This window comes from Paenibacillus sp. FSL K6-1330 (assembly GCF_037976825.1).
Lineage (GTDB): Bacteria > Bacillota > Bacilli > Paenibacillales > Paenibacillaceae > Paenibacillus_AQ.
On sequence record NZ_CP150269.1, the window covers coordinates 2,690,914 to 2,713,608 of the forward strand.

Consider the following 22,695-nt stretch of genomic DNA (forward strand, 5'->3'; position numbering starts at 1 on the left):
TACGCAATTGGCGACCACCTTTTCGTCAAGCGAAAGAAGAAAAAGGGAGCGTGACAGCCATTGAAGCCCAACCTCAGGAGAAAACTGCTCGGTTTCGTTCTTGCTTTCCTTCTTTGTTTCATTGGAACTGCTGATCCTGTCCAGTCTTTTGCTTCATTGCCTAATGAGCTGAGATTGATTTCCGGTCAGCAGTCCCGTCTTGATGTTGCCATGCCTGTTCAAGCCCTCGCTTCAGTTGATCGTCCGGATGTCCTGCAGCTCAACGGCTCCCGCGAGTCAAAACTTCAAGTATCGCTAAAGTATCCACTTCAGCTGAATCCCCAGCAAAGCGGAAATGCCGAAGTTACCCTGAAATTATTTGGTAAAATTCCTCTGAAGACAGTTCATGTGAAGGTGATCCCCGAGCTCAAGGTGATTCCTGGAGGTCAGACCATCGGCGTCAAAGTGAAATCCTCTGGTATACTGGTCGTTGGACATCATCTGGTACGCGTTCAAAACGGTGCTAAAGTATCCCCTGGAGAAGCGGCCGGTCTGAAGGTTGGCGATCTGCTGACCACGATGGAAGGAAAGCCGCTTAATGATGTAACAAAGGTTGCTGATATCGTCGAGAAGGCCGGTAAAGCCAATAAGCCATTGGATATCTCCTTCAAGCGGGGCGGCAAAGAAATGACAACCAAGCTGAGCCCGGCATATGATGAAGAAGATCAAAGCTGGCGCCTTGGTCTGTATATCCGTGATTCTGCAGCAGGTGTAGGCACTTTAACTTTCTACGCACCTCACCAGAAAGTCTACGGGGCTTTGGGCCATGTCATTACCGATATGAATACTCAAACACCCATTGATGTTGGAAGCGGCCAGATTGTTCAGTCCAACGTTACATCCATTAGCCGAAGTGAAGAAGGCGAGCCGGGAGAAAAACGGGCAACCTTCACAAAAGACGGCAAGATTTTGGGCAATGTTGAGCGCAATACCCATTTTGGCATCTTCGGTAAAATGAATAATCTTCCTGAGCATGGTTTGTATCAGGAGCCAATTCCGATAGCCTTATCTCATGAGGTCAAGGAAGGACCGGCAGAGATTTTAACGGTCGTTGAAGGACAAGAGGTTGAACGATTTACAGTGGATATCGTTCATGTATCTAAACAGGATGCTCCCGCAACGAAAGGGCTTGTACTCCGTATTACCGATCCAAGACTGCTTAAGAAGACAGGCGGGATTGTACAAGGCATGAGCGGTAGTCCAATCGTTCAAGATGGCAAGCTGATTGGAGCGGTTACGCACGTTTTTGTAAATGATCCTAAATCGGGGTATGGATGCTTTATTGAATGGATGCTTCAGGACTCCGGCGTACTACAATCTACAGAATCAACTCCTCAAAATCTTAAGGCGGGTTAATGCCTTGAGATTTTTTGTCGTAAAATAACGAAATAGAGATTAATTTGAAACAAAATATTTAATTATAAATCAACTTCAAAAAAAAATAAAGAAAAATAATTTTCGACAGAAGGAATTTAAATCACTATGTCGAAAACTTTATACACAAGAAAAATATTCTAAAATAACAACTGATCTGATAAAGGAGGAGCACGAATTGCAAAAGATCGAAGTATTATTGGCAGACGACAACCGTGAGTTTACAAACCTGCTTGGTGAATATATTTCGGATCAACAAGATATGGTGGTATCCGGAATCGCTTATAATGGCGAAGAAGTACTGAGTATGATTGAGGAAACGGGAAAAGTACCGGATGTGCTGATCCTTGACATTATTATGCCTCATTTGGACGGCCTTGGCGTACTTGAACGATTACGCGATATGAATTTGTCTCCGCAGCCGAAAGTCATTATGCTTACGGCATTTGGTCAGGAAAATATTACGCAGCGAGCTGTACAATTAGGTGCTTCCTATTATATTTTGAAACCGTTTGATATGGAGGTGCTCGCCAGCCGCATTCGTCAACTTGTTGGCTCGTCCAGCAGCATTTCTTCAGGCGCGTCATTTACAAGTATGAAATCCAATGTGGTTCCTATGGGCAAAGGCAAAAATTTGGACGCGAATATCACTTCGATTATCCATGAAATAGGTGTTCCTGCTCATATCAAGGGCTACCAATATTTGCGTGAAGCCATTACCATGGTATACAACAATATCGAAATTCTTGGGGCGATCACCAAGACTTTGTATCCAGCGATCGCAGAGAAATTCAAAACAACGCCTTCTCGTGTGGAACGTGCAATCCGTCATGCTATCGAAGTAGCCTGGACTCGCGGAAACATCGATTCCATTAGCCATCTGTTCGGCTACACCATCAACATCAGCAAATCCAAGCCAACCAACAGCGAGTTTATCGCGATGGTCGCTGATAAGCTGAGAATTGAGCATAAGGTGTCTTGAAAGGGTAAGGATGAGGAAGGGATTTAGGGTAATGTAAGTGGTTGCCCTAAATGTCTACCTGCGCGGAACATTGAAATCACTCCTTTATTGGTTGCGATGTCGTAATCTGTGAAGGAGTGATTTTATTGTTTGGTCATGGACTTTCAACAACAAAAACAAACCAGCCGTTAATCCGGCTGGTTTGTTTTCATTGTGCGCCCGGCATGGGCGATAACTTGGCGGTGAAAGTCCGCTACAGGCTTGGCAGTAGGAACTGTTAGCCAAAGGCAAGGGTGTCGGTCGTGAGGCCGAATCTGAAGGAAGCCGGAGGCAAACCCTCGGTCTGACGAACAGAAATCACATAGAAGGCATGATGGGACGGACGAGCTTGCAATGCAAAGTAAAGTCCAATACTGCCCGAATTCCATCATGTAGATGTGGCAGATGGATGAGGGGAAGGTTATCGCTCTTACCCGGGGAGATCTCACAGACGTGGAGTAGGAAAAAAAAAAAAAAAAAAAAAAAAAAAAAAAAAAAATCCGAAAGACGGAGTAAAGCTCACTGTGAGAAGTCAGCAGAAGCCATACTACCGGGAAGTTTTTTTTTTCGGGAAGGGCTGAACAATCGTAAGTCTTGAGTACATACAGGAAGGAGAGCCGGTGCAATGAAAGCAGAATACCGAAAGGGCTGCCTGCAAAGGGATAGTGTGGAACACGAAGAGTATGCAGGAGCGCAGAGCATCGACACTCGGGAGAGTAGAGAAAGGGACGGTGCAATCGACTTGCTGGAAAGGATACTGAGCAGGGACAACCTGAACAAGGCCTACAAGCAGGTCAAGCGCAATCACGGAGCACCGGGAATCGACGGAATGACGGTCGAGGCGGCATTGCCGTGGCTGCGGGAAAACAGAGACGAACTCTTGCAAAGCATCCGGGAGGGTCGATATAAGCCGAGCCCGGTACGACGCAAGGAAATCCCCAAACCAGATGGAAGCGGAGTAAGAAAGCTCGGCATTCCCACGGTCGTGGATCGCATCATCCAGCAAGCCATCGCCCAGCAGTTGCAACCGCGGTTTGAGCCGCTTTTCTCGGATGGAAGCTACGGCTACCGCCCAGGGCGGAGCGCGCAGCAGGCGATCCGAAAAGTGAAAGCTTATGCGGAGCAGGGATGGGGCCACGCAGTAGAAATTGACCTCTCGAAGTACTTCGACACGCTGAACCATGAGCTGTTGATGAACCTCCTGCGCAAACAAATCGAGGACAAGCGCGTAACCAACCTGATTAAAAGGTACCTGAAAAGCGGAGTCATGGAAAACGGGGTGCGCCGCGAAACAGAAGAAGGCTCTCCTCAGGGTGGCCCTTTGTCGCCATTATTGGCGAACATCTATCTGAACGAATTCGATCAGGAGATGAAAAGCCGGGGCGTGAAGGTCATTCGCTATGCAGATGACATTGTGGTGCTGGCGAGAAGCAAGCGGGCAGCGACGCGGCTACTGGAATCCTGCCGGACGTATCTGGAGAACAAGCTGAGGCTCAAGATGAATACGCAGAAAAGCAAGGTAGTTAGCGTAGTGGCACAGAAGCATTTCAAATTCCTCGGTTTTGCTTTGGGGAAGAACGGAAGCGGCGTGTATATCCGCGTACATCGACAATCCCTGGCAAAGGCAAAGAGGAAGCTGAAAGAGCTAACGAGCCGGAGTCAAGGCAGGAATGCGAGGCAGGTGATGGAGAACGTAAAGGTCTACATTCGGGGATGGATCGGTTATTTCTATGTAGCCGACATGAAGCGAATCCTGCAAAGCTGGAATGAATGGCTGCGAAGGCGGATGCGCATGTATATCTGGAAGCAATGGAAGAGGCCAAGAACGAAGGTACAGAACCTGCGGAAGCTGGGGGTGCCGGAGTGGCAGGCCTACCCATGGGGAAACACCCGACTGGGTTACTGGCGCATTGCCGGAAGCGCGATACTGCAACGCTCTGTTACAAACGAAAAGCTCGCACAGGCAGGGTATTATGACTTCCCTGCTCAGTACGAGCGTCTACGTCAATTGCACTTAAACGGTTGAACCGCCGTATACCGAACGGTACGTACGGTGGTGTGAGAGGTCGGCTACTCAACTAATGGGTAGCCTCCTACTCGATTCGGTAACTTTACCCGGTAAACGTCCTTCGATGTTACGTACCTTCGATTGCCTCACAGATAATACATTTTGAACTGGATATCCTGCTCATGGTTTCCGAACTTCTTCCCGAATAAGGTGGCGCCTCCAACGTGTCTTGCATCTTCCTTCACTTCAATTCGGAAGGTCCAGCGATCACAGGTTGCATCCAAATCATCTACAGATACAGCAGAGAGCGGGTCTCCATCGATATACGTACCGTGGCTCGTAATTCGTATCGTCTTTAGCAGTCCATATTGGTTGATGTTGTGCGGCCACCATGCAGGCGTATATTTCCCCCGCGTATCTGCAAAATCCCCCGGGCTTGTCCAGGTGCCAAGTTCGACCCCGTTTAAGGAGAAGGTAATGTCGGAAGGCCAGACATCATTGGAAAAAGGAAATTCTGAGGAAATCTCTAAACTGATTTCGAACTGCTGCAGCTTTTCATCCTTTTGAAGGAAGTTAGCGATGTTGTATTGGATAAAGCCCTCGGTAAACCACAGGATTTCTGCATCCACTCGCTTGGGATCCATGAAGTATTTGGGTTCGTCTACCCGCCCGATAAATTCCTTCTCGGTCGCAAGGCCGCAGGTAGGCTTCAAGTCATAGTCCGTGTAATGTCCGATCGGCACGGAAGCCTCATATGAAGCAAAGGAATGAAAGATTTTTTTCGGGAAGTTGATTTCGATATGATCCACCTTCAGGATCGAAATTTTCTGTTGGCCCGATTTCCCCGGTACTTTTTCTGTGCGGATAATGCCTGCATCTTCGAGTTTTTTAATATGTTTTGTCACAATCGGACTGCTGATTTGAAGTTCTTGGGCCAAATCTTTGATATTCATTTTGTTTTTGGAGAGCAGCTGAATAATCTTGATTCGAACTTCGCTGGCCAAAGCCTCGTAAACCACAAGCGATGACTTGTCTATTTCCAATTGCATATGACCACTTCTTTCAACAAGTTTTTTCGTTCAAAATTCATTAACTAATATGCATCATACCACATGCTTTATTAACCTGCATATAAATCTCACCATTTAATGCAACAAAATTTCAATATCATGATTAACATATACGTTAATTAAATAAAATATTATCGATTAAGATTTATATTAATGTTATTGACACCGTTTTCAAAACGAGTGTATACTGAACCAAAGTTAATCGTTTACATCATCCAGGCAGGTGAATGATTAACCAAATGATTAGTAATAGGAGGAGAGTTTGTTGAAGAAAAAAATGGGGGTTTCACTGATACTTGTATTGTTAGCGGTAGCGGTATTAGGGGGATGTGGCAACGGGGATAAGAACACCATTACCTTTTGGACGCCTTTGACGGGTGATGACGGGGCTTACATGGATCAACTTGTGAAGGATTACAACGCCACCAATCCCGAGTACAAAGTGAAACATGTGATTACCTCGGATATGTATACAAAAATATCAACTGTTCTTAATTCAGGCAAAGGCGTTCCTGATTTGTCCATTATTCATGCGGATCGCGTTCCAAGCTTCGTGAAGCAAGGTGTGTTGGAGCCGATGACGGCAGTCATGCAAGCACAACCAGAATTGAAAGCGGATAACTATTTGCCGCAGGCCTGGGCAACCGGAAACGTAGAGGGCACCCAATATACAGTACCGCTTGATATTCACAGCAATGCAATGTATTACAATAAAAACTTGCTCAAAAAATACAATGTTGAAAGCTTCCTGGATGATGATGTCGTGACCATTGATGAAATTTTGTCGCTGCAAGGCAAGTTGGATGAAGGCGATTACGTGATCAATGACGCTCTCTTGGGCTGGGTTGTGTTAGCGCAAATCCAGAACCTTGGCGGCGACATTCAACAAAATGGCAAGCCGGCCGTGAACACAGAAGCCATGAAGCAAGCGTTTACGGAGATTAAGAAAATATCGGATGCGGGCTTGATGACCCCATTTGGTGAGGACGGCTATCTGATGTTCCAAGCTGGAAACGTTTTATTTTCCACAGACGGCACATGGAGCTCGACGGCACACGCAACAGTGGATGGATTGGACTTCGGCGTAACCAACATTTATTCGACGAGTGCAGACAAGTATACGAACCGAGCCTCTTCGCACTTATTCTCCATGCTGAAGAACGATAAGAGAACGGACGAAAAAGAGCAAGCCATTGGTCAGTTCCTGGAATTCATCCGCCAAAACTCGATTGAGTGGGCAAAAGCGGGACAGATCGTAGCGAGTAAACAAGTCATTGAGAGCCCGGAGTACAATAACTATATTCAGTCATTCTTTACCTCCAACGAAAAAGAAATTGAATCCTTGTACATTTACACCTACGAGTACTATCCATACGTAGCGGAGGCTGTAGATACATACGCAGCGGACATCGTACGGGGCAATGTTGACATCGACGAAACCCTGGCGATGATGCAGAAATTTGTAGAGGATAAAATCGCGGAAGGAAGCAGTGCCGCAAAGTAAATGACAGCAGAGCAGATTGAAAAAAAGAAAAATGTCCTTGCTTTCATGACACTTTTCTTTTCCAAAGGAGAAATGAAAGGATATGAATAAGAAGTCGTTGACGCCTTATTTCTTTGTAGGTCCCCATCTGATACTTTTTATCGTATTTATTCTATTGCCAACCCTATACGGGATCTATGCTTCCTTTACGCAGTGGAATCTGATCAATGACCCTGTGTGGGTTGGGTTGGCCAACTATAAAACGATTCTGTTTGACTCGGAGTCCACCTTCTACACCCAATTTATGAACGGATTAAAAAACACGCTGATCTTTGTTGTTCTAAGTGTACCTATATTAATCATCATTCCGTTAATGATTGCCGTATCGCTGGAACACAAAAAAGTGAAGATGAAAAATGTCATCCAGTCCATTCTCTATATTCCCGGACTCATTTCGATCTCCGCAGCGGCACTGATCTGGTCTTTAATCTTCAATAAGCAGCTTGGGATCACGAATAATATCTTCGGCTCTGAAACAGTCTGGGCAGCCAACCAGCCCTATGCCTGGCTGATCATTATTGTCATTACGGTGTGGGGCGGAGTCGGTGGGAACATGATTATCTACCGGGCTTCCATCAGCGGGGTATCCAAGGATTTGTATGAATCGGCCGAGATGGATGGAGCGGGGCCTGTCCGCAGATTTTCAAGCATTACGCTGCCTTCCATTCGTTTTCCGCTGATCTATACCTTTGTTATGACGACAGCCGGAGCCTTTAACGTATTCGGTCAGCCATTAATGATGACGGACGGAGGACCTAGACAGAGCACAACCGTGTTGATGATGTACATCCGGCAGTTAGCCTTCGGTCACGGGGAATCGATTGCCGGCATGGCTTCCGCGATGGCAGTTTTGCTCGGACTGGTCATTCTCGTCATTTCAGCCCTTCAGTATTATGTGATGAACCGAAACGCGTCCTAGCGGCACGTTCAGCTGCAAACAACGGAAACGATAAAAGGTAGGTGTACTGTGCAATGTCGAACCCGGTAGTACATGAAGTAAACACGGATTCCAAGCTTGGTCGCTCGGGTCCGAAGAAGGTTTCATCCAACATAAGCGTGTCCAAATATATAGCTTACGCATTTCTGATCCTCCTGTGTGTGATATGGGCAATTCCGGTCATATTTGGCATCACCACATCTTTTCGGTCCCAGGCGGAGGTGGTTTCCAGCGGTTTCCGACTGCTGCCCGATAACTGGATTTTCGATAATTATGTCACGATCCTGCAAAACACGTCGACCGCGCCCATCCTGCACTGGTTGATGAACTCCGTATTTATTGCAACGATGCATACGCTGCTCGTGATCGTTGTCATTTCCATTACCGGTTACGGATACTCGCGCATGAACTTTAAAGGAAGGGATACCTTATTCTTTACCTTGCTTGGGATTTCCTTCTTTCCCGGGGTAGTGAATCTGATTCCATCTTATAAAATCATTGATGCACTGGGATGGGTGAATACATCTTGGGCGATGATCATTCCAGGTTTGGCCGGGATGGGGAACATTTTTTTGGTCAGACAATTCATGATGGGCGTTCCCAAGGATCTGGATGAATCGGCGCGTGTTGATGGCGCGGGAGATTTTAGAATCTATTCCTCTATTATTTTGCCACTCATGAAACCTGTATTGATTGTATGCGGATTGTTTTCATTTACGGGTTCCTGGAATGATTTCCTCTGGCCCGTTATCGTGTATACCGATGTAGAGAAGATGCCCGTCACAGCAGGACTGCTGTTGTTACAGGACATTTACGGCAATTACCGCATGATCGGACAATTGATGGGTTCTGCGATTCTGGCCATTATTCCGACGCTGCTGTTGTTCCTGTTTGCCCAGAAATATTTTGTCCAGTCGATCAACTTAAACGCAGGCATCAAAGGATAGCAAGAAGATTGGATTCATAGAAACAAGTAAAAATAGAAAGCTAGCGGAAGTCAAACTATAAGGTATAGGAGTCGTCACCATGTCTGAATTAAATATAAAAAATCCCCTGATCGAACAGCGGGCAGATCCGTGGATCTATAAACATACCGATGGTTATTATTATTTTACCGGTTCCGTGCCGGAATACGATCGGATTGAGCTTAGACGCTCGCAAACGATACAAGGACTCGCGGATGCCCACGGAATTACGATCTGGCGCAAGCATGAGTCAGGCCTGATGAGTGCCAACATATGGGCACCCGAGATTCATTATATGGATGGAAAATGGTATGTATATTACGCAGCTGCCCATACTTCAGAAACGAGAGGCGGATTGTTCGATCATCGGATGTTTGTATTGGAGAACGTTTCGGCAAACCCGCTTGAAGGGGAATGGGTGGAGAAGGGGCAAGTGATCACGAAATGGGAATCTTTCGCCCTGGACGCAACAACGTTTGAGCATAAAGGCAAACGGTATTATGTATGGGCACAGAAAGATCCGGGCATTCCAGGCAATTCCAATCTGTACATCTCATTGATGGAGAATCCCTGGACCTTAACAGGGGAACAGGTATGCATATCGATTCCCGAGTACGACTGGGAGAAGATCGGGTATCTTGTAAATGAAGGGGCCGCCGTTCTTAAACGCAACGGGCGCATATTCATGACTTATTCCGCGAGCGCCACAGACCACAACTATGCGATGGGGCTGCTGACAGCCGATGAGGACAGTGATTTGCTGAATCCGAGCTCCTGGGTTAAATCGCCTGTACCCGTATTTAAGACATCTGAAGCCAATGGCCAATATGGGCCGGGGCACAACAGCTTCACAATTTCCGAGGACGGCTCGCAGGACATACTGGTGTACCATGCAAGAAGTTACAAGGAGATCGTGGGAGATCCACTATATGATCCGAACCGCCACACGCGCGTACAGGTCATCGGGTGGAACGAAGACGGAACACCGAATTTCGGGGTGCCGAGAGCGGATCATGAACCGGTCTCCAAGCCATGATGCCGACTTTGTAATTGGGGTTATAGACCGGATGGATTTGCAAACATCAGACCGACTGAGCTTAATAGCTTGGTCGGTTTTTTACATTTTAGGAGGTAAGGAGCATAATATAAAGTAGGAAAAAAGAAGGAGTCTTCGATATGGATGGAGAAAAAAGGACAGATCGATTTATGAGATGGTTAAGGATGTATTAAGCGTAGTTCTATTAACATATTCTTATTTCCTGGTAAGGAGGAATTATAAATGGCAAAGATATTAGTATTGGGCGGTACCCGCTTTTTCGGTAAAAGGCTGGTTAACCGGCTGCTGGCTAAAGGCGATGCCGTTACGATTTTGACGCGTGGACATCACCAGGATTCATTCGGAGGTGCTGTTGCGCGGCTTACCGTGGATCGGAAGGACCCGGAATGCTTAAAACAGGCAGTGGGAAGCCAGGACTTTGATATCGTATATGATAATATATGTTATACTCCGGAAGAAGCGGGACAAGCTGCAGACATCTTTGCCGGACGAATTGGACAATACGTGCTGACCTCCACGTTATCGGTATATGATTTTGCGGATCATCCGGTGAGGGAAGAGGAGTTTGATCCCTACAGATACCCTGTTATGACGAACGAAAGCAGGGACTACAGCTATAAGGAAGGCAAGCGCCAGGCAGAGGCAGTATTATTCGGTCGCCATAATCTGAATGTTACGGCTGTCCGGTTGCCGATTGTGCTGGGACCGGATGATTACACGCGAAGACTGCTTTTTCATATTGAGCATGCAGCGCAAGGAGAAGCGATTGGATTGCCTGATCCAGACGCACAAATCTCGTTTGTGCATGCCGAGGAAGCAGCGGAGTTTCTGGAATGGGCAGGTCAAGTGCAATTGGAAGGTCCGGTAAATGCTTGCTCCAGCGGAACGATTTCGGTCCGGGAAATGATGAACTTGATTCAGCAGGAAATTGGTAGCTCGGCACCCCTGCAGTCTTCAGCAGCACCTGATCACATGTCTCCGTTTGGAATTCCGGGAGATTGGACGATGGATCATGGCAAAGCGGCAGCTGCCGGGTTTAAATTCTGGGATTTGCACGACTGGATGCCGAAATTGATTGCGGAATTGTCCGCCGATTTAAAGGTTCGCTAGCGAAAGTGGCAGGATTGTTATCATTTGAAGAAAGATAAGAGGGAAGTGCCCTGAAAGGAAGATCAGCATGAGCGACAAGATGGAAGCATGGAAAGAGCGTATTCGAGAGGTAGAATCCAAGGGAGACTTATCACCGGAAGCCCTAACGTTAATCCATGCGATGTATGAAGAGCTGGAAGCTTTGACGAAGCAAAATTTCAATCTGCGGAAAACCGCACTGAAAGCGACGTCCAGAGAAACAAGAATGTCGAGTAAACTGAAGGACGCACTGATGGAATAAACGGCGGAGTCCAGAACATATGATAAACACCGGGGAGGGCTCCCCGGTGTTTTTTTGGAAGATATCATAAAGTGTAAACATACGAAGCATGGGCTTCCTGATATCGCAAGAAAAATGACAGCTAACGGCAGTCTGTCTTCTTTGAAGTACGTCGATAGACATTTTTCTTATGAGTTAGTTTTTAGATGGTGTTCCTGACTTTGGCGCCTGGCGCTTCTTTTTGAATCTTGGTCCAACGTAATTTCGCTTGCGGTCCCGGAAAAGAATCCAGCCGCCCAAGAATCCGATACCGATGACAAACAGCGCCAACCCGCCTAGAAAAGGTAGCCAACCGAAAGTGGGGTTTGCCACACTGTCATCCCCATGAACGGAAATATATAGAAAAACCGCATCTTTCATCATTAAGAAACCCATCATTGCCATAAAACCCGGGATAACCAAAATCAAGATGGCAATAAAGCGGGAAATTAACATTTTCATAGAAGATTCCTTCCTGCGACTGATGTAATGAACTACCGTTTATCATACCTTTTTCATAGGGTAATGTCTATTTCGATTATGGGTGATGATTTTGTAATCCCAAAAAAAGAGAGTACAATGAAAGGGTATAATTGGACTTATTATGGAGGTGCCGTTTGTGGCGATAACATGTGATGTAGCAATTCTTGGCGGGGGAACCGGTGGATATGTTGCGGCCATCCGTGCAGCCCAGCTCGGTAAAAATGTGGTCATCATCGAGCAGGACAAACTGGGGGGAACCTGCTTGCACCGCGGCTGTATTCCGAGCAAATCATTGCTTCGGAGTGCCGAGCTGTATGCGGAAATGAAGGATAGCGAGAGCTATGGAATCGAGACGGACGGGGTCCGGCTATCGTTTGACAAAGTGCAGAAGCGCAAAGACGGTATCGTCGATAAGCTGCACCAGGGCGTTCAATATTTGATGCGCAAAAATAAAATTACCGTCGTGCAGGGCAAAGGGAGAGTTATCGGCCCGTCCATCTTCTCTCCACGCAGCGGGGCCGTAGCGGTTGAGCTTCCGGATGGCGAGATGGAAACGGTGGTTCCCACTCATCTGATCATCGCGACCGGCTCGCGTCCGCGTCACTTACCGGGGCTTGAGCCTGACGGCATACATATACTAACAAGCGATCATGCGCTTCAGTTGGATGAGCTTCCTACATCCATCATCATCGTAGGCGGTGGCGTAATCGGCGTGGAATGGGCTTCGATGCTGAATGATTTTGGCGTTCAGGTCACAATTGTAGAAGCTTCGTCCCATCTGCTGCCAGCAGAAGACGAGGAGATTGGACGTGAGCTGACAAAGATGCTCACCGCCAGAGGCGTAGAGGTGATCACCAACGTATCACTTCAAACCGACAACTGTGAGATTCGGAATCAAAGTGTGTCCATCACGATCGAGCAAAAGGACGATACAAGAACATTGTCAGCGGACAAACTGCTCCTCTCTGTCGGAAGAATTGGCAATACTGAAAATATCGGGCTTGAAAATACCGACGTTCGGGTTGCAAATGGCGTCATTGTGGTAAATGCCAATATGCAAACAACGGAGCCCCATATTTACGCAATCGGCGATTGCATCGGGGGTCTTCAGCTTGCTCATGCGGCAAGCCACGAAGGGATTGCAGCCGTGAACCATCTGGCAGGCGAGAAGACGGAAGCCTACCGCAGCGAATGGATTCCACGCTGTATCTATACCCGTCAGGAGGTAGCCAGCGTCGGACTGACGGAGAAGCAGGCCAAAGAACGCGGATATGAGATCAGAATCGGAAAATTCCCGTTCTCGGCGATTGGCAAATCGTTGATCCACGGAACGAAGGAGGGGTTCGTGAAGGTCATTGCCGATCAGAAGACGCAGGATATTCTGGGCGTGCATATGATTGGACCGCATGTAACCGAGCTGATCGGCGAAGCGGCACTGGCACAAGTACTGGATGCAACTCCATGGGAAGTGGGAGCGGCAGTACATGCCCATCCATCATTATCCGAAATCATCGGCGAAGCGATGCTTGCGGTGGATGGACGAGCCATCGGTTTGTAGGGATAAGAACATCCTTTTGTGGAATCCCTCATTTCTTTTTGCCGAGAAAGGGATTATAATAACATTAAGCCAAGTCTTAGTACCAGGTTTTAATACTTGATCAAACACGCCCTTTAACCTCATGTTATGAGGCCGATGATCAAGCCTGAACTCATGGCTCACATAAAGGAGGGATCTCCATGAAAGAACATGAAACGGTTACGGCAAACAACAATAGGCATGAGCAGCTTGGACTGACCGACGGACAAGTGCTAGACATGTACAAATATATGGTGCTGGCGCGAAAATTCGATGAGCGCAACCTGCTGCTGCAGCGTGCGGGCAAAATTAATTTTCACGTATCCGGTATCGGGCAGGAAGCATGTCAGGTTGCTGCTGCTTTTGCCCTTGACCGGGAGAAGGATTACTTTTTACCCTATTACCGCGACTATGGATTTGTATTGACAGTGGGCATGACGCCTCGCGAACTGATGCTGTCGGCTTTTGCCAAGGCCGAGGATCCGAATAGCGGCGGACGGCAGATGCCGGGGCACTTTGGTAGTAAACGACTGCGAATTGTGACCGGCTCCAGCCCTGTAACAACACAGCTTCCGCATGCAGTGGGTATCGCGCTGGCGGCGAAGATGCAGAAGAAGGACTTTGTATCGTTTGTTACGTTTGGCGAAGGCTCGAGCAATCAGGGGGATTTTCATGAGGGCTGCAACTTTGCGGGCGTTCACAAGCTACCTGTCATTATCATGTGCGAGAATAACCAATATGCCATTTCGGTGCCGCTTCATAAACAGATTAGCGGGAAGGTAAGCGACCGCGCTCTGGGGTATGGATTCCCGGGCATTCGAGTAGACGGCAACGATGCGCTTGAGGTGTATGCGGCCGTGAAGGAAGCGCGTGAACGTGCGATTCGCGGAGAAGGCCCGACGCTGATCGAATCCATGATGTACCGTTTGTCTCCGCATTCCACATCGGATAACGATTTGGCGTACCGGACAAAAGAAGAGGTCGAAGAGAACTGGAAGAAAGACGGCGTCGCCCGCTTTAAGAATTATTTGGTCGACTGCGGGCTCTGGGACGAAGCACGCGATCAGGATTTGATCGCACAATTAAACCTGGAGATCAAAGAAGCGACGGAATCTGCAGACTTGGCTCCATTTCCGAAGCCAGAAGATACGCTTCTTCACGTATATGCCGATGACGAAGGGAGCGTGTAAAGGATGGCAGTAATGGAATATATCGATGCAATTCGTCTGGCCATGAAGGAAGAGATGGAGCGTGACGAGTCCGTATTTGTGTTAGGCGAGGACGTAGGCGTCAAAGGCGGCGTATTTACAACCACCAAGGGTTTGATGGATCAGTTCGGAGAAATGAGGGTGCTCGATACCCCGCTCGCGGAGTCCGCGATTGCCGGTGTGGCTATCGGCGCAGCCATGTATGGCATGAAGCCGATTGCCGAGATGCAATATTCGGACTTCATGTTCCCGGCAACCAATCAGATTATTAGCGAAGCAGCGAAAATCCGCTATCGTTCCAATAACGATTGGAGTTGTCCTGTCGTCATTCGTGCACCGATTGGCGGCGGAATATTCGGGGGGTTGTACCATTCGCAGTGCCCGGAATCGGTGTTCTTCGGAACGCCGGGACTCAAAATCGTTGCGCCGTACTCGGCCTATGATGCGAAGGGGCTGCTGAAAGCCGCGATACGCGACCCGGATCCGGTATTGTTCTTTGAGAACAAGAAATGCTACAAGCTGATTACTGGCGATGTACCGGACGATGATTACGTTGTACCGATCGGCAAGGCGAATCTGCTGCGCGAAGGATCGGATATTACGGTGATCAGCTACAGCATGCCGCTGCACTTTGTGATGCAGGCTGCTGAAGAGCTAGAGAAGGAAGAAGGCATTAGCGCGCATGTACTGGATCTGCGTACCATACAGCCGCTTGATCGGGAAGCGATAATTGAAGCGGCCCGTGCAACGGGTAAAGTGCTGATCGTTCATGAAGATAATAAAACCGGCGGCGTCGGCGGGGAAGTATCCGCGATTATTGCGGAGCACTGCCTCTATGACCTGGATGCCCCGATCATGCGCTTGTGCGGTCCGGATGTACCGGCAATGCCAATCAGTCCGCCGATGGAGAAATTCTTCATGCTTAACAAGGACAAAGTCAAAGAATCCATGCGTCAATTGGCGCTTTATTAAGAACAGGGAGTGTGAGCATGTCCGAAAATCAGAAATTGACCGATGTTACGATGCCTCAGCTAGCGGAATCCCTTGTTTCGGCGACCATTGCCAAGTGGCTGAAGAAGCCGGGGGATGCCATCGAGCAGTACGAACCGATCTGTGAAGTCATTACCGACAAAGTCAATGCCGAGATTCCATCCACCCTGGACGGCGTCATGGGAGAGATTCTTGCCCAGGAGGGCCAGACCGTCAATGTTGGCGAGATCATTTGCCGGATCTCTGTGGCTTCTGGTCAAGGTGGAACTCCTTCGCCACAGCCAGCAGCAAGTGCTCCCGTGAGTCAGCATCAGGGAAACGGCAGCGAAGAGGGTTCGATGCGTTTCCGGTATTCGCCTGCTGTGCAGACGCTGGCAGCCGAGCATCAGATTGACCTTTCACAAGTACAGGGATCAGGCATGGGCGGCAGAATCACCCGTAAGGACGTACTGGCTTATATTGAAAAGGGAGGAGCAGCCCAAGGCCAAGGCGCTCCTGCCGGAGCAGCACCTGCCCAGAGCGCCCAAGCGCCGAAGGAAACGGTACAGCCGAGTGGGACTTCGCCGTTTCAGGGGCTGCAGCATCAGATGCCTGCCGAACCGTCGCCTCCTCTCGGTACAGCCATTCCGAATGTGCGTCATTCCGGGCTGCATTTGACAGAATCGCCTAAACTTCCGACCATTGAAGTGGAAGGGATGGAAGGCGGAAGATCCGAATACTTTATTGATGTTACGCCGATGCGTAATGCGATCGCCAGAAACATGCGTCAAAGCGTTACGGAAATTCCGCACGCATGGACGATGATTGAGGTCGACGTGACCAACATCGTATTGCTGCGTAATCAGTTGAAGGACGAGTTCAAGCGCAAGGAAGGGGTTAATCTGACCTACCTGGCCTTTTTGCTGAAAGCCGTTGTGAACGCGATTAAAGATTATCCGATCATGAATTCGTTCTGGGCCGTAGATAAAATCGTGGTGAAGCGCGATATCAATCTTTCCCTGGCCGTCGGAACAGAGGATTCTGTGCTGACGCCGGTCATCCACCGTGCCGACCAGAAGAATATTGCCGGCTTGGCTAGAGAGATCGAGGAGCTTGCACGCAAGACCCGTGAAGGCAAGCTGAAGTTAGACGACATGCAGGGCGGTACCTTTACGGTTAACAATACGGGATCCTTCGGTTCGATTCTGTCCTATCCGATCATCAACTATCCGCAGGCTGCGATTCTGACGTTTGAATCGATTGTTAAAAAGCCGGTGGTCATCAATGACATGATCGCGGTCCGTTCGATGGCGAATCTGTGTTTATCCCTTGATCATCGGATTTTGGACGGGGTAATCTGCGGAAGATTCCTGCAGCGGGTTAAAGATAACCTGGAAGGTTATACCCTGGATACGAAGCTTTATTAATTTTCGTATATGATCTGCGGACTGATTCTTCGGAAGAAGGTTCGCAGACGTCATTCATACCGAAGTCAATCGCAGGAGCATTCATTGGTTAGTGGGAACCCTATGAAAGAAGGCGTTAGCACATGAACAAACCGTTAGATGTATCGTACACGCCGATTGTAGATTATGGCATGGCTTGGGAGCTTCAGAAAAAACATGTTTCCGCCATCGATCAGGGAGAGCAGCACGAGCGATTAATGCTCCTCCAACATCCTCCGACCTATACCATGGGGTCACAGCGTCATCCGGAGCACTTGCTCTTAAGTAAAGAGGAATTGGAAAAACAGGGCATCGGCCTGTTTGAAATCGATCGTGGCGGAGACATTACATATCATGGTCCAGGGCAGCTTGTCGGGTATCCGCTGTTACTGCTGGATGGCGGCAAAAATTTGAATCTGCACGGATTTCTGCGCGATGTGGAGCAGGTCATCATCGAATACCTGGCATCATACAACATCGAAGCCGGCCGCAAACCCGAATACACCGGGGTATGGGTAGGAGATTTGAAGATTTGCGCCATCGGCGTTAAATTCAATAAAGGCCGCCAGCATCGCGGATTTGTGACGAGTCATGGTTTTGCGTTTAATATTAAATCCGGAATCGCAGACGCGGGTTTCGCAGGCATCATTCCTTGTGGTATACAGGAATACGGTGTAACTTCATTGGAGGACTGCACGGGGCGGATTTTTGAAGTAGAGGAAGTAGCCCGGGAGATCGTGCCTTTCTTCACCCGGGTATTTCCATATGAGGCTCGTTGGTTGTAACTTTAGGCGTTCGTAAATGCAAGAGTATCAGCGAAAGAACAATGGCTCAAGGATAACCAGCAGTGTTGATCCGACCATAGCAACCAGCATGAGATAGATAACAATTCGAAACCACTTTTTACGTTGCATTGTGTAACTCCTTTGAAATAGGTTTAATGATGAACATACATGCAGCAGCATCATTTAATTGAGATAGATATAAACATTGTATCGTATCTGCGAAAGAGAGGGAAGTCCAGTGATCTCAGAAGAGCGTATCATCCAAGAGTTTATGGAATTGGTTCAGGTCGATAGCGAAACCAAGCATGAAGAGGAGATCTCCAACGTTCTCAAACATAAATTTTCCAGTCTTGGTTTTGATGTCATCGAAGATGATGCCAAGGAAAAGACAGGACACGGAGCAGGGAACCTGATTATTACCTGGAAAGCAGACGAGTTGGCTCAGCAAGCGCCAAAGCTGCTATTTACCTGTCATATGGATACCGTAACGCCTGGTAAAGGCATTAAGCCGACGCTAGGTGATGACGGCTGGATTCGAAGTGACGGAACGACCATCCTTGGTGCGGATGACAAAGCGGGCATCGCGGCATTGCTGGAAGGTATTCGGGTCATCCAGGAAAATAACATCCCTCATGGACAAGTCCAATTTGTCATTACGGTAGGTGAGGAGTCGGGTCTGGTGGGAGCTCGGGCGCTTGACCCTGATGTTTTGGATGCGGATCTCGGTTTTGCCCTGGATTCCAATGGTGAATTAGGATCGATCGCAGTGGCCGCACCGACCCAAGCGAAAATCAAAATGATCATCAAAGGCAAGTCAGCTCATGCCGGAGTGAATCCGGAGGATGGCATCAGTGCCATCCAGGTCGCTTCTAAAGCGATAGCCAAAATGAAGCTGGGACGCATCGACAAAGAAACCACGGCAAATATCGGGAAGTTCCAGGGCGGGGGCGCAACCAACATCGTCTGTGACCATGTTCAGATTGATGCTGAAGCACGCAGTATCGTTCAAGAGAAAGTGGATAAGCAAGTGAACGATATGCGTGAGGCGCTCGAAACCACCGTTCGTGAGTACAACGCCAATTGTGAGTTTATTAGCGAAATCGTATACCCTGCCTTCAGTTTTAACGAACATGATGAGGTTGTTCAGCTTGCGCAGCGGGCCATCGGCGGCTTGGGCTTGCCAACCCGCACGTTCCGGTCCGGAGGCGGTAGTGACGCCAACATTTTTAACGGCCTTGGAATCCCAACCGTCAATTTGGCAATTGGATATCAAGACATTCATACCACGAAAGAGCGTATTCAAGCTTCTGATTTGATCAAGGCTGCCCAGATCGTGGTGGGGATCATTCAGGAAACGGCCAAGGCTTAGTTGATCATTAGATCATATGAAAATGCATAAAGCCCGCAGCGGACGTTTTACATCCGCTGCGGGCTTTTAGATTTATTATTAATTCAAGGATGACAAGGGCGAGTGGTTCTCCCGTCTTTTTTGGGCAGGCGACCAGGTGGTATGCCAGTTCGTGTTCTCGACCACATGCAATGCGGCATTGATGTTGTCCAGGTATTGTTCGATCTCTTTCCTCGCCGTCGCTGAGGCATATTGCTCCTCAAGGCGGGCAGAGAGGGAGATCAAGGCTGATTGTAAATAACAAGCGGCTTCGCCGAATCGTATCTCTGTACGCCCGGGGTAAGTCAGTCTAAGCTGCTCGAGCAGAGATGCAGCCTCATCATATCTCCCTTGATCATATAAATTTTCCGCGGCTATAAAGCATACTTTCAGACTGTGGCTGTCTTGCTCTTGAAACGGCAGCGCTTCCAATTGGTTTAATTTTGAAATCGCGAGTCCTCTGTAGCCTTCATCATAAAGAAAACAGATCAGAGCATAATAAGCATGGTCGCCGCTATTGGTTAGCAGATGTTCGGCTATGGAAATCATATTAAGTGATACGGCAGCGCGTGCTAATTCTAAAGTTTCCGACATGGCGATAAATCGGTCAGGGATTGAATTGTTTAAGTTCCACTCGCAGAGCTGCCTGATTCTGGCTAGCTGAGCCCCTTCAGATGTTCTTGGACGAGGCAGTTCGCGCAGGTGGTGTGTCAAATCGCGAAGGTAGCTATCGATGAACTGCATGGCGTCAGATACTTGACCTGTCATGACGAGGCAAGTCACATATTGGATGCAGGTATCTGGATATAAACTCCCCTGTTTAGCAAAACAATGGGCAGCATGTGGATAAGCTCCGATGTAGAATAGTGACCTGCCAACCATGATGTTGGAGGATGGAAAGTTCCTCGTTTCGTCCAGGAGCCGTTCACCAATCGTTTGATCCGAAATCCCCTGCATGTGCAGGAGTGCGGCCCATTGATTCAGCGCCTCTTGGACGTAGGTACCGGAATGCTGTACGACGGTTCTGAAAGCTTCCTCCGATTTGCCGAAGGAGCGCATCCGCATGCTCAATAACCCGTATTCGAGCCAGCTTAGATCAACTTCTTTCCATCCCGAGCTCGCCTTATCGGTTGGAGTGGATTGTGCAGCTTCCTTGAAGCTCTTTAGCGCCTTCTCAAGATACCCGCGTCTTTTGTACCATTTTCCGCGCTCATATTCAGTTGAAGGTGGATTAGTAATTGGTTCGGTTTCAATAATAGGTATATGTCGCATGTCGAAGCCTCCCAATGATATAACACCCGTATAGGTGTAAAGGTCATGGTTCATATTCGAAAAAAATAGAAATAAGTCGAAAAACAAGTCCAAAGACCTAATTTCACATCCTGTTTTCGTAAATATTTTTAGAAGAGTTAGAAATAATATCCATAATCTTCGTTTCCGAGCCCCATTGCTGTTGCCACTGTTTCAGCATGATCCGTATCTGCCAGGCCTGTCCTACCATATGTATTGAATGATCCCCTTTGTAGCTTTTCATGGGCAGTTCCTTCTTTCTTGGAAATTTTGATATAATACACCTTATGCAATAGCATGGTCAGTCATGCCGTTTTTAAACAAAGGAGGTCATTTTGTGAGCGATATCGGCAGTAAGACCCGAGAAGCCTCGGATAATTTGCTGGAAGAAACCACACTATCTACCCAATCGATTTTTGAAGGGAAGATTATTTCACTGCAGGTCGATACGGTGAAGCTGCCAAATGGGCAGACCGCGAAACGTGAAGTTGTCAGACATCCTGGTGCAGTAGCAGTGCTCGCCTTAAAAGGCGACAAAATGTTGGCCGTAAATCAATTTCGACAGCCGCTTGGGCGCTGTGAGGTTGAAATTCCTGCAGGCAAGCTGGAGCGGGGAGAAGATCCGCTGGAAGCCGCGAAGCGCGAACTACAGGAAGAAACGGGTTATACGTGCGGTTCCATTCGTAAGCTGCACTCCTTTTATACATCTCCGGGGTTTGCGGATGAGATCATTCACTTATATTTGGCAGAGGATCTGGTCAGCGGCGACATGAACCCGGACGAGGATGAATTTATAGAGATGATGGAAATCTCGCTGGAAGAGACGTATTCACTCATACAAGAAGAGAGAATCAGCGATGCCAAGACCATTCTCGCCGTTTATGCTTGGAATATGTATAGCCTGACAGGAAAGATCTGATATGCTGCAGCCTGAAAAGAACATGTCAACCGGGCAGAAGCTTCAGTCCTATTACTGCGACATGCATATTCACATAGGGCGGACAAGCAGCGGACAAGCTGTGAAAATTAGCGCAAGTAACAATTTGACCTTTGAAAATATAGCCGTGGAGGCCTCGGAACGGAAAGGCATCCAAATGATTGGCATCATCGATTGCCATTCTCCTTCGGTACAGCACGATATTCTGCAGTGTTTGGACAGCGGCGTCATGCAGGAGATAGATGGAGGCGGAATTGCTTATCAGGATACGGTGATCCTGCTTGGAAGCGAGATTGAAATTCGCGAAAGCGGCCGTGGTGCAGCCCATGTACTGGCCTATTTCCCTGACCTGAACACCATTCAGGAGTTCACGGCCTGGATGGCAAAATATATGAAGAACGTGCAGCTTAGTTCGCAGCGTATCTATGTCAGCCCCCGTGAGCTGCAGCAGGAGATACTAGACCGCGGCGGGCTGTTGATACCCGCCCATGTCTTTACGCCTCATAAAGGACTGTACGGCAACATGGCGGATCGAATGAGCGAAGTGCTGGACCTGAACGGTATTGCGGGTATAGAGCTTGGGCTCAGTGCCGACTCCTCGATGGCAGGGCGGATAAGCGAACTGGACGCCTACTCCTTTCTGACCAATTCGGATGCGCATTCGCTTGGGAAAATCGGCAGGGAATACAACCGAATCGATATGGCAAAGCCTTCATTTTCTGAATTTCGCCAGGCCCTTGGAACAAGTAACGGTAGACGAATCAGCGCGAACTACGGGCTTAATCCCAGACTCGGAAAATACCATCGTTCTTACTGCAGCGGCTGCGACAGCATACTGGATGAAGGCAGCGATATACATGAATTGGTGCGATGTCCATTCTGCGGCAGTACCAAGCTGGTACAGGGCGTGTTTGATCGAATTCTGAACATCGCGGACCGCAAAGAGCCCGTTGTACAGGAAAGCCGACCGGCATATCACTATCAGGTTCCGCTAGAGTTCATTCCGGGCCTGGGCAAATCGGCGATGGCGAAGCTGCTGGGGGCTTTCGGTACCGAAATGAAAATCCTTCACCAGGCTACGGAAGCGGAGCTTGCCGCTGTTGCGGGAGAGGGGCTTGCTGCAAGCATTGTGATGGCCCGAAACGGTACATTGTCCTTATCGGATGGCGGCGGAGGCTCTTACGGAAAGGTTCTCCGGTAAATCAATCAACTCT

General features: G+C 48.3%; 22 protein-coding genes. 17 read left to right on the plus strand and 5 right to left on the minus strand.

Annotated features, from left to right (window positions below):
• The first annotated feature begins 60 nt into the window (after nucleotides 1–60).
• The 3 genes from spoIVB to ltrA all read left to right on the plus strand — a co-directional run bounded on the left by spoIVB (nucleotide 61) and on the right by ltrA (nucleotide 4,439).
• Complete coding sequence (gene spoIVB / locus NYE54_RS12120; protein ID WP_339272112.1) at nucleotides 61–1,395, plus strand: SpoIVB peptidase; 1,335 nt, start codon at nucleotides 61–63, stop codon at nucleotides 1,393–1,395.
• Nucleotides 1,396–1,591: 196 nt separating this feature from the next.
• Entirely contained in the window at nucleotides 1,592–2,395 is an 804-nt protein-coding gene (gene spo0A / locus NYE54_RS12125; protein WP_076320894.1) for a sporulation transcription factor Spo0A, read from the plus strand.
• A 643-nt stretch (nucleotides 2,396–3,038) separates the two neighbouring features.
• Nucleotides 3,039–4,439, plus strand: coding sequence for a group II intron reverse transcriptase/maturase (gene ltrA, locus NYE54_RS12130; RefSeq protein ID WP_339272113.1), 1,401 nt, complete (start codon nucleotides 3,039–3,041; stop codon nucleotides 4,437–4,439).
• 128 nt (nucleotides 4,440–4,567) lie between these two features.
• On the opposite strand, the gene NYE54_RS12135 is transcribed toward ltrA, so the two are convergent.
• On the minus strand, nucleotides 4,568–5,470 hold the full coding sequence (locus NYE54_RS12135) for an ArsR family transcriptional regulator (protein ID WP_076320895.1): 903 nt from the start codon (nucleotides 5,468–5,470) through the stop codon (nucleotides 4,568–4,570).
• A 283-nt stretch (nucleotides 5,471–5,753) separates the two neighbouring features.
• Here NYE54_RS12135 and NYE54_RS12140 point away from each other — a divergent pair, with 283 nt between their 5' ends.
• The 6 genes from NYE54_RS12140 (at nucleotide 5,754) to NYE54_RS12165 (ending at nucleotide 11,383) form a co-directional block, all read left to right on the plus strand.
• On the plus strand, nucleotides 5,754–6,995 hold the full coding sequence (locus tag NYE54_RS12140) for an extracellular solute-binding protein (protein WP_339272114.1): 1,242 nt from the start codon (nucleotides 5,754–5,756) through the stop codon (nucleotides 6,993–6,995).
• 82 nt (nucleotides 6,996–7,077) lie between these two features.
• Complete coding sequence (locus NYE54_RS12145; protein ID WP_213645168.1) at nucleotides 7,078–7,953, plus strand: sugar ABC transporter permease; 876 nt, start codon at nucleotides 7,078–7,080, stop codon at nucleotides 7,951–7,953.
• Between the two features lie 53 nt (nucleotides 7,954–8,006).
• On the plus strand, nucleotides 8,007–8,918 hold the full coding sequence (locus NYE54_RS12150) for a carbohydrate ABC transporter permease (protein ID WP_339272115.1): 912 nt from the start codon (nucleotides 8,007–8,009) through the stop codon (nucleotides 8,916–8,918).
• Between the two features lie 79 nt (nucleotides 8,919–8,997).
• Entirely contained in the window at nucleotides 8,998–9,972 is a 975-nt protein-coding gene (locus NYE54_RS12155) for a family 43 glycosylhydrolase (protein ID WP_339272116.1), read from the plus strand.
• 243 nt (nucleotides 9,973–10,215) lie between these two features.
• Nucleotides 10,216–11,103 (plus strand): NAD-dependent epimerase/dehydratase family protein, encoded by an 888-nt coding sequence (locus NYE54_RS12160; RefSeq protein WP_339272117.1) that lies wholly within the window; start codon nucleotides 10,216–10,218, stop codon nucleotides 11,101–11,103.
• Between the two features lie 67 nt (nucleotides 11,104–11,170).
• On the plus strand, nucleotides 11,171–11,383 hold the full coding sequence (locus tag NYE54_RS12165) for a hypothetical protein (RefSeq protein ID WP_098742967.1): 213 nt from the start codon (nucleotides 11,171–11,173) through the stop codon (nucleotides 11,381–11,383).
• A 174-nt stretch (nucleotides 11,384–11,557) separates the two neighbouring features.
• On the opposite strand, the gene NYE54_RS12170 is transcribed toward NYE54_RS12165, so the two are convergent.
• Nucleotides 11,558–11,863, minus strand: coding sequence for a DUF2627 domain-containing protein (locus NYE54_RS12170; protein WP_339272118.1), 306 nt, complete (start codon nucleotides 11,861–11,863; stop codon nucleotides 11,558–11,560).
• Between the two features lie 157 nt (nucleotides 11,864–12,020).
• Here NYE54_RS12170 and lpdA point away from each other — a divergent pair, with 157 nt between their 5' ends.
• The 5 genes from lpdA (at nucleotide 12,021) to lipB (ending at nucleotide 17,867) form a co-directional block, all read left to right on the plus strand.
• Complete coding sequence (gene lpdA / locus NYE54_RS12175) at nucleotides 12,021–13,442, plus strand: dihydrolipoyl dehydrogenase (RefSeq protein WP_339272119.1); 1,422 nt, start codon at nucleotides 12,021–12,023, stop codon at nucleotides 13,440–13,442.
• Nucleotides 13,443–13,621: 179 nt separating this feature from the next.
• A complete protein-coding gene (locus NYE54_RS12180) occupies nucleotides 13,622–14,650 on the plus strand; it encodes a thiamine pyrophosphate-dependent dehydrogenase E1 component subunit alpha (RefSeq protein WP_076320904.1) in 1,029 nt (342 codons plus the stop codon).
• Nucleotides 14,651–14,653: 3 nt separating this feature from the next.
• Nucleotides 14,654–15,640, plus strand: coding sequence for an alpha-ketoacid dehydrogenase subunit beta (locus tag NYE54_RS12185; protein WP_339272120.1), 987 nt, complete (start codon nucleotides 14,654–14,656; stop codon nucleotides 15,638–15,640).
• Between the two features lie 17 nt (nucleotides 15,641–15,657).
• Entirely contained in the window at nucleotides 15,658–17,064 is a 1,407-nt protein-coding gene (locus tag NYE54_RS12190; protein ID WP_339272121.1) for a dihydrolipoamide acetyltransferase family protein, read from the plus strand.
• A gap of 122 nt (nucleotides 17,065–17,186) precedes the next feature.
• Nucleotides 17,187–17,867 (plus strand): lipoyl(octanoyl) transferase LipB, encoded by a 681-nt coding sequence (gene lipB, locus NYE54_RS12195; RefSeq protein ID WP_076320907.1) that lies wholly within the window; start codon nucleotides 17,187–17,189, stop codon nucleotides 17,865–17,867.
• 27 nt (nucleotides 17,868–17,894) lie between these two features.
• Here lipB and prli42 read toward each other — a convergent pair whose 3' ends face one another.
• Nucleotides 17,895–17,996 carry a stressosome-associated protein Prli42 gene (gene prli42 / locus NYE54_RS12200; RefSeq protein ID WP_144023401.1) on the minus strand — a complete coding sequence of 34 codons (102 nt, stop codon included), beginning with the start codon at nucleotides 17,994–17,996 and terminating at the stop codon, nucleotides 17,895–17,897.
• A 109-nt stretch (nucleotides 17,997–18,105) separates the two neighbouring features.
• Between prli42 and NYE54_RS12205 the strand changes: the two genes are divergently transcribed.
• The gene (locus NYE54_RS12205; protein ID WP_339272122.1) at nucleotides 18,106–19,236 is read left to right on the plus strand and encodes a tripeptidase T; all 1,131 of its coding nucleotides are present in this window, start codon (nucleotides 18,106–18,108) and stop codon (nucleotides 19,234–19,236) included.
• 78 nt (nucleotides 19,237–19,314) lie between these two features.
• On the opposite strand, the gene NYE54_RS12210 is transcribed toward NYE54_RS12205, so the two are convergent.
• Entirely contained in the window at nucleotides 19,315–20,526 is a 1,212-nt protein-coding gene (locus NYE54_RS12210) for a tetratricopeptide repeat protein (RefSeq protein ID WP_339272123.1), read from the minus strand.
• 103 nt (nucleotides 20,527–20,629) lie between these two features.
• Nucleotides 20,630–20,788: a Z-ring formation inhibitor MciZ gene (mciZ, locus tag NYE54_RS12215; protein ID WP_339272124.1), complete on the minus strand. Its 159-nt coding sequence runs from the start codon at nucleotides 20,786–20,788 to the stop codon at nucleotides 20,630–20,632.
• Nucleotides 20,789–20,881: 93 nt separating this feature from the next.
• Here mciZ and NYE54_RS12220 point away from each other — a divergent pair, with 93 nt between their 5' ends.
• Nucleotides 20,882–21,463, plus strand: coding sequence for an NUDIX hydrolase (locus NYE54_RS12220; protein ID WP_339272125.1), 582 nt, complete (start codon nucleotides 20,882–20,884; stop codon nucleotides 21,461–21,463).
• Between the two features lies 1 nt (nucleotide 21,464).
• Entirely contained in the window at nucleotides 21,465–22,682 is a 1,218-nt protein-coding gene (locus NYE54_RS12225) for an endonuclease Q family protein (RefSeq protein WP_339272126.1), read from the plus strand.
• Nucleotides 22,683–22,695 lie beyond the last annotated feature (13 nt).

Excerpts from the sequence above, each read along its gene's own strand:
- ltrA (WP_339272113.1), top strand. The coding sequence starts at position 3,039 with ATGAAAGCAGAATACCGAAAGGGCTGCCTGCAAAGGGATAGTGTGGAA.
- NYE54_RS12135 (WP_076320895.1), bottom strand. The coding sequence starts at position 5,470 with ATGCAATTGGAAATAGACAAGTCATCGCTTGTGGTTTACGAGGCTTTG.
- NYE54_RS12145 (WP_213645168.1), top strand. The coding sequence starts at position 7,078 with ATGAATAAGAAGTCGTTGACGCCTTATTTCTTTGTAGGTCCCCATCTG.
- NYE54_RS12150 (WP_339272115.1), top strand. The coding sequence starts at position 8,007 with ATGTCGAACCCGGTAGTACATGAAGTAAACACGGATTCCAAGCTTGGT.
- NYE54_RS12155 (WP_339272116.1), top strand. The coding sequence starts at position 8,998 with ATGTCTGAATTAAATATAAAAAATCCCCTGATCGAACAGCGGGCAGAT.
- NYE54_RS12160 (WP_339272117.1), top strand. The coding sequence starts at position 10,216 with ATGGCAAAGATATTAGTATTGGGCGGTACCCGCTTTTTCGGTAAAAGG.
- NYE54_RS12165 (WP_098742967.1), top strand. The coding sequence starts at position 11,171 with ATGAGCGACAAGATGGAAGCATGGAAAGAGCGTATTCGAGAGGTAGAA.
- NYE54_RS12170 (WP_339272118.1), bottom strand. The coding sequence starts at position 11,863 with ATGAAAATGTTAATTTCCCGCTTTATTGCCATCTTGATTTTGGTTATC.
- NYE54_RS12180 (WP_076320904.1), top strand. The coding sequence starts at position 13,622 with ATGAAAGAACATGAAACGGTTACGGCAAACAACAATAGGCATGAGCAG.
- NYE54_RS12185 (WP_339272120.1), top strand. The coding sequence starts at position 14,654 with ATGGCAGTAATGGAATATATCGATGCAATTCGTCTGGCCATGAAGGAA.
- NYE54_RS12190 (WP_339272121.1), top strand. The coding sequence starts at position 15,658 with ATGTCCGAAAATCAGAAATTGACCGATGTTACGATGCCTCAGCTAGCG.
- lipB (WP_076320907.1), top strand. The coding sequence starts at position 17,187 with ATGAACAAACCGTTAGATGTATCGTACACGCCGATTGTAGATTATGGC.
- prli42 (WP_144023401.1), bottom strand. The coding sequence starts at position 17,996 with ATGCAACGTAAAAAGTGGTTTCGAATTGTTATCTATCTCATGCTGGTT.
- NYE54_RS12210 (WP_339272123.1), bottom strand. The coding sequence starts at position 20,526 with ATGCGACATATACCTATTATTGAAACCGAACCAATTACTAATCCACCT.
- mciZ (WP_339272124.1), bottom strand. The coding sequence starts at position 20,788 with ATGAAAAGCTACAAAGGGGATCATTCAATACATATGGTAGGACAGGCC.
- NYE54_RS12225 (WP_339272126.1), top strand. The coding sequence starts at position 21,465 with ATGCTGCAGCCTGAAAAGAACATGTCAACCGGGCAGAAGCTTCAGTCC.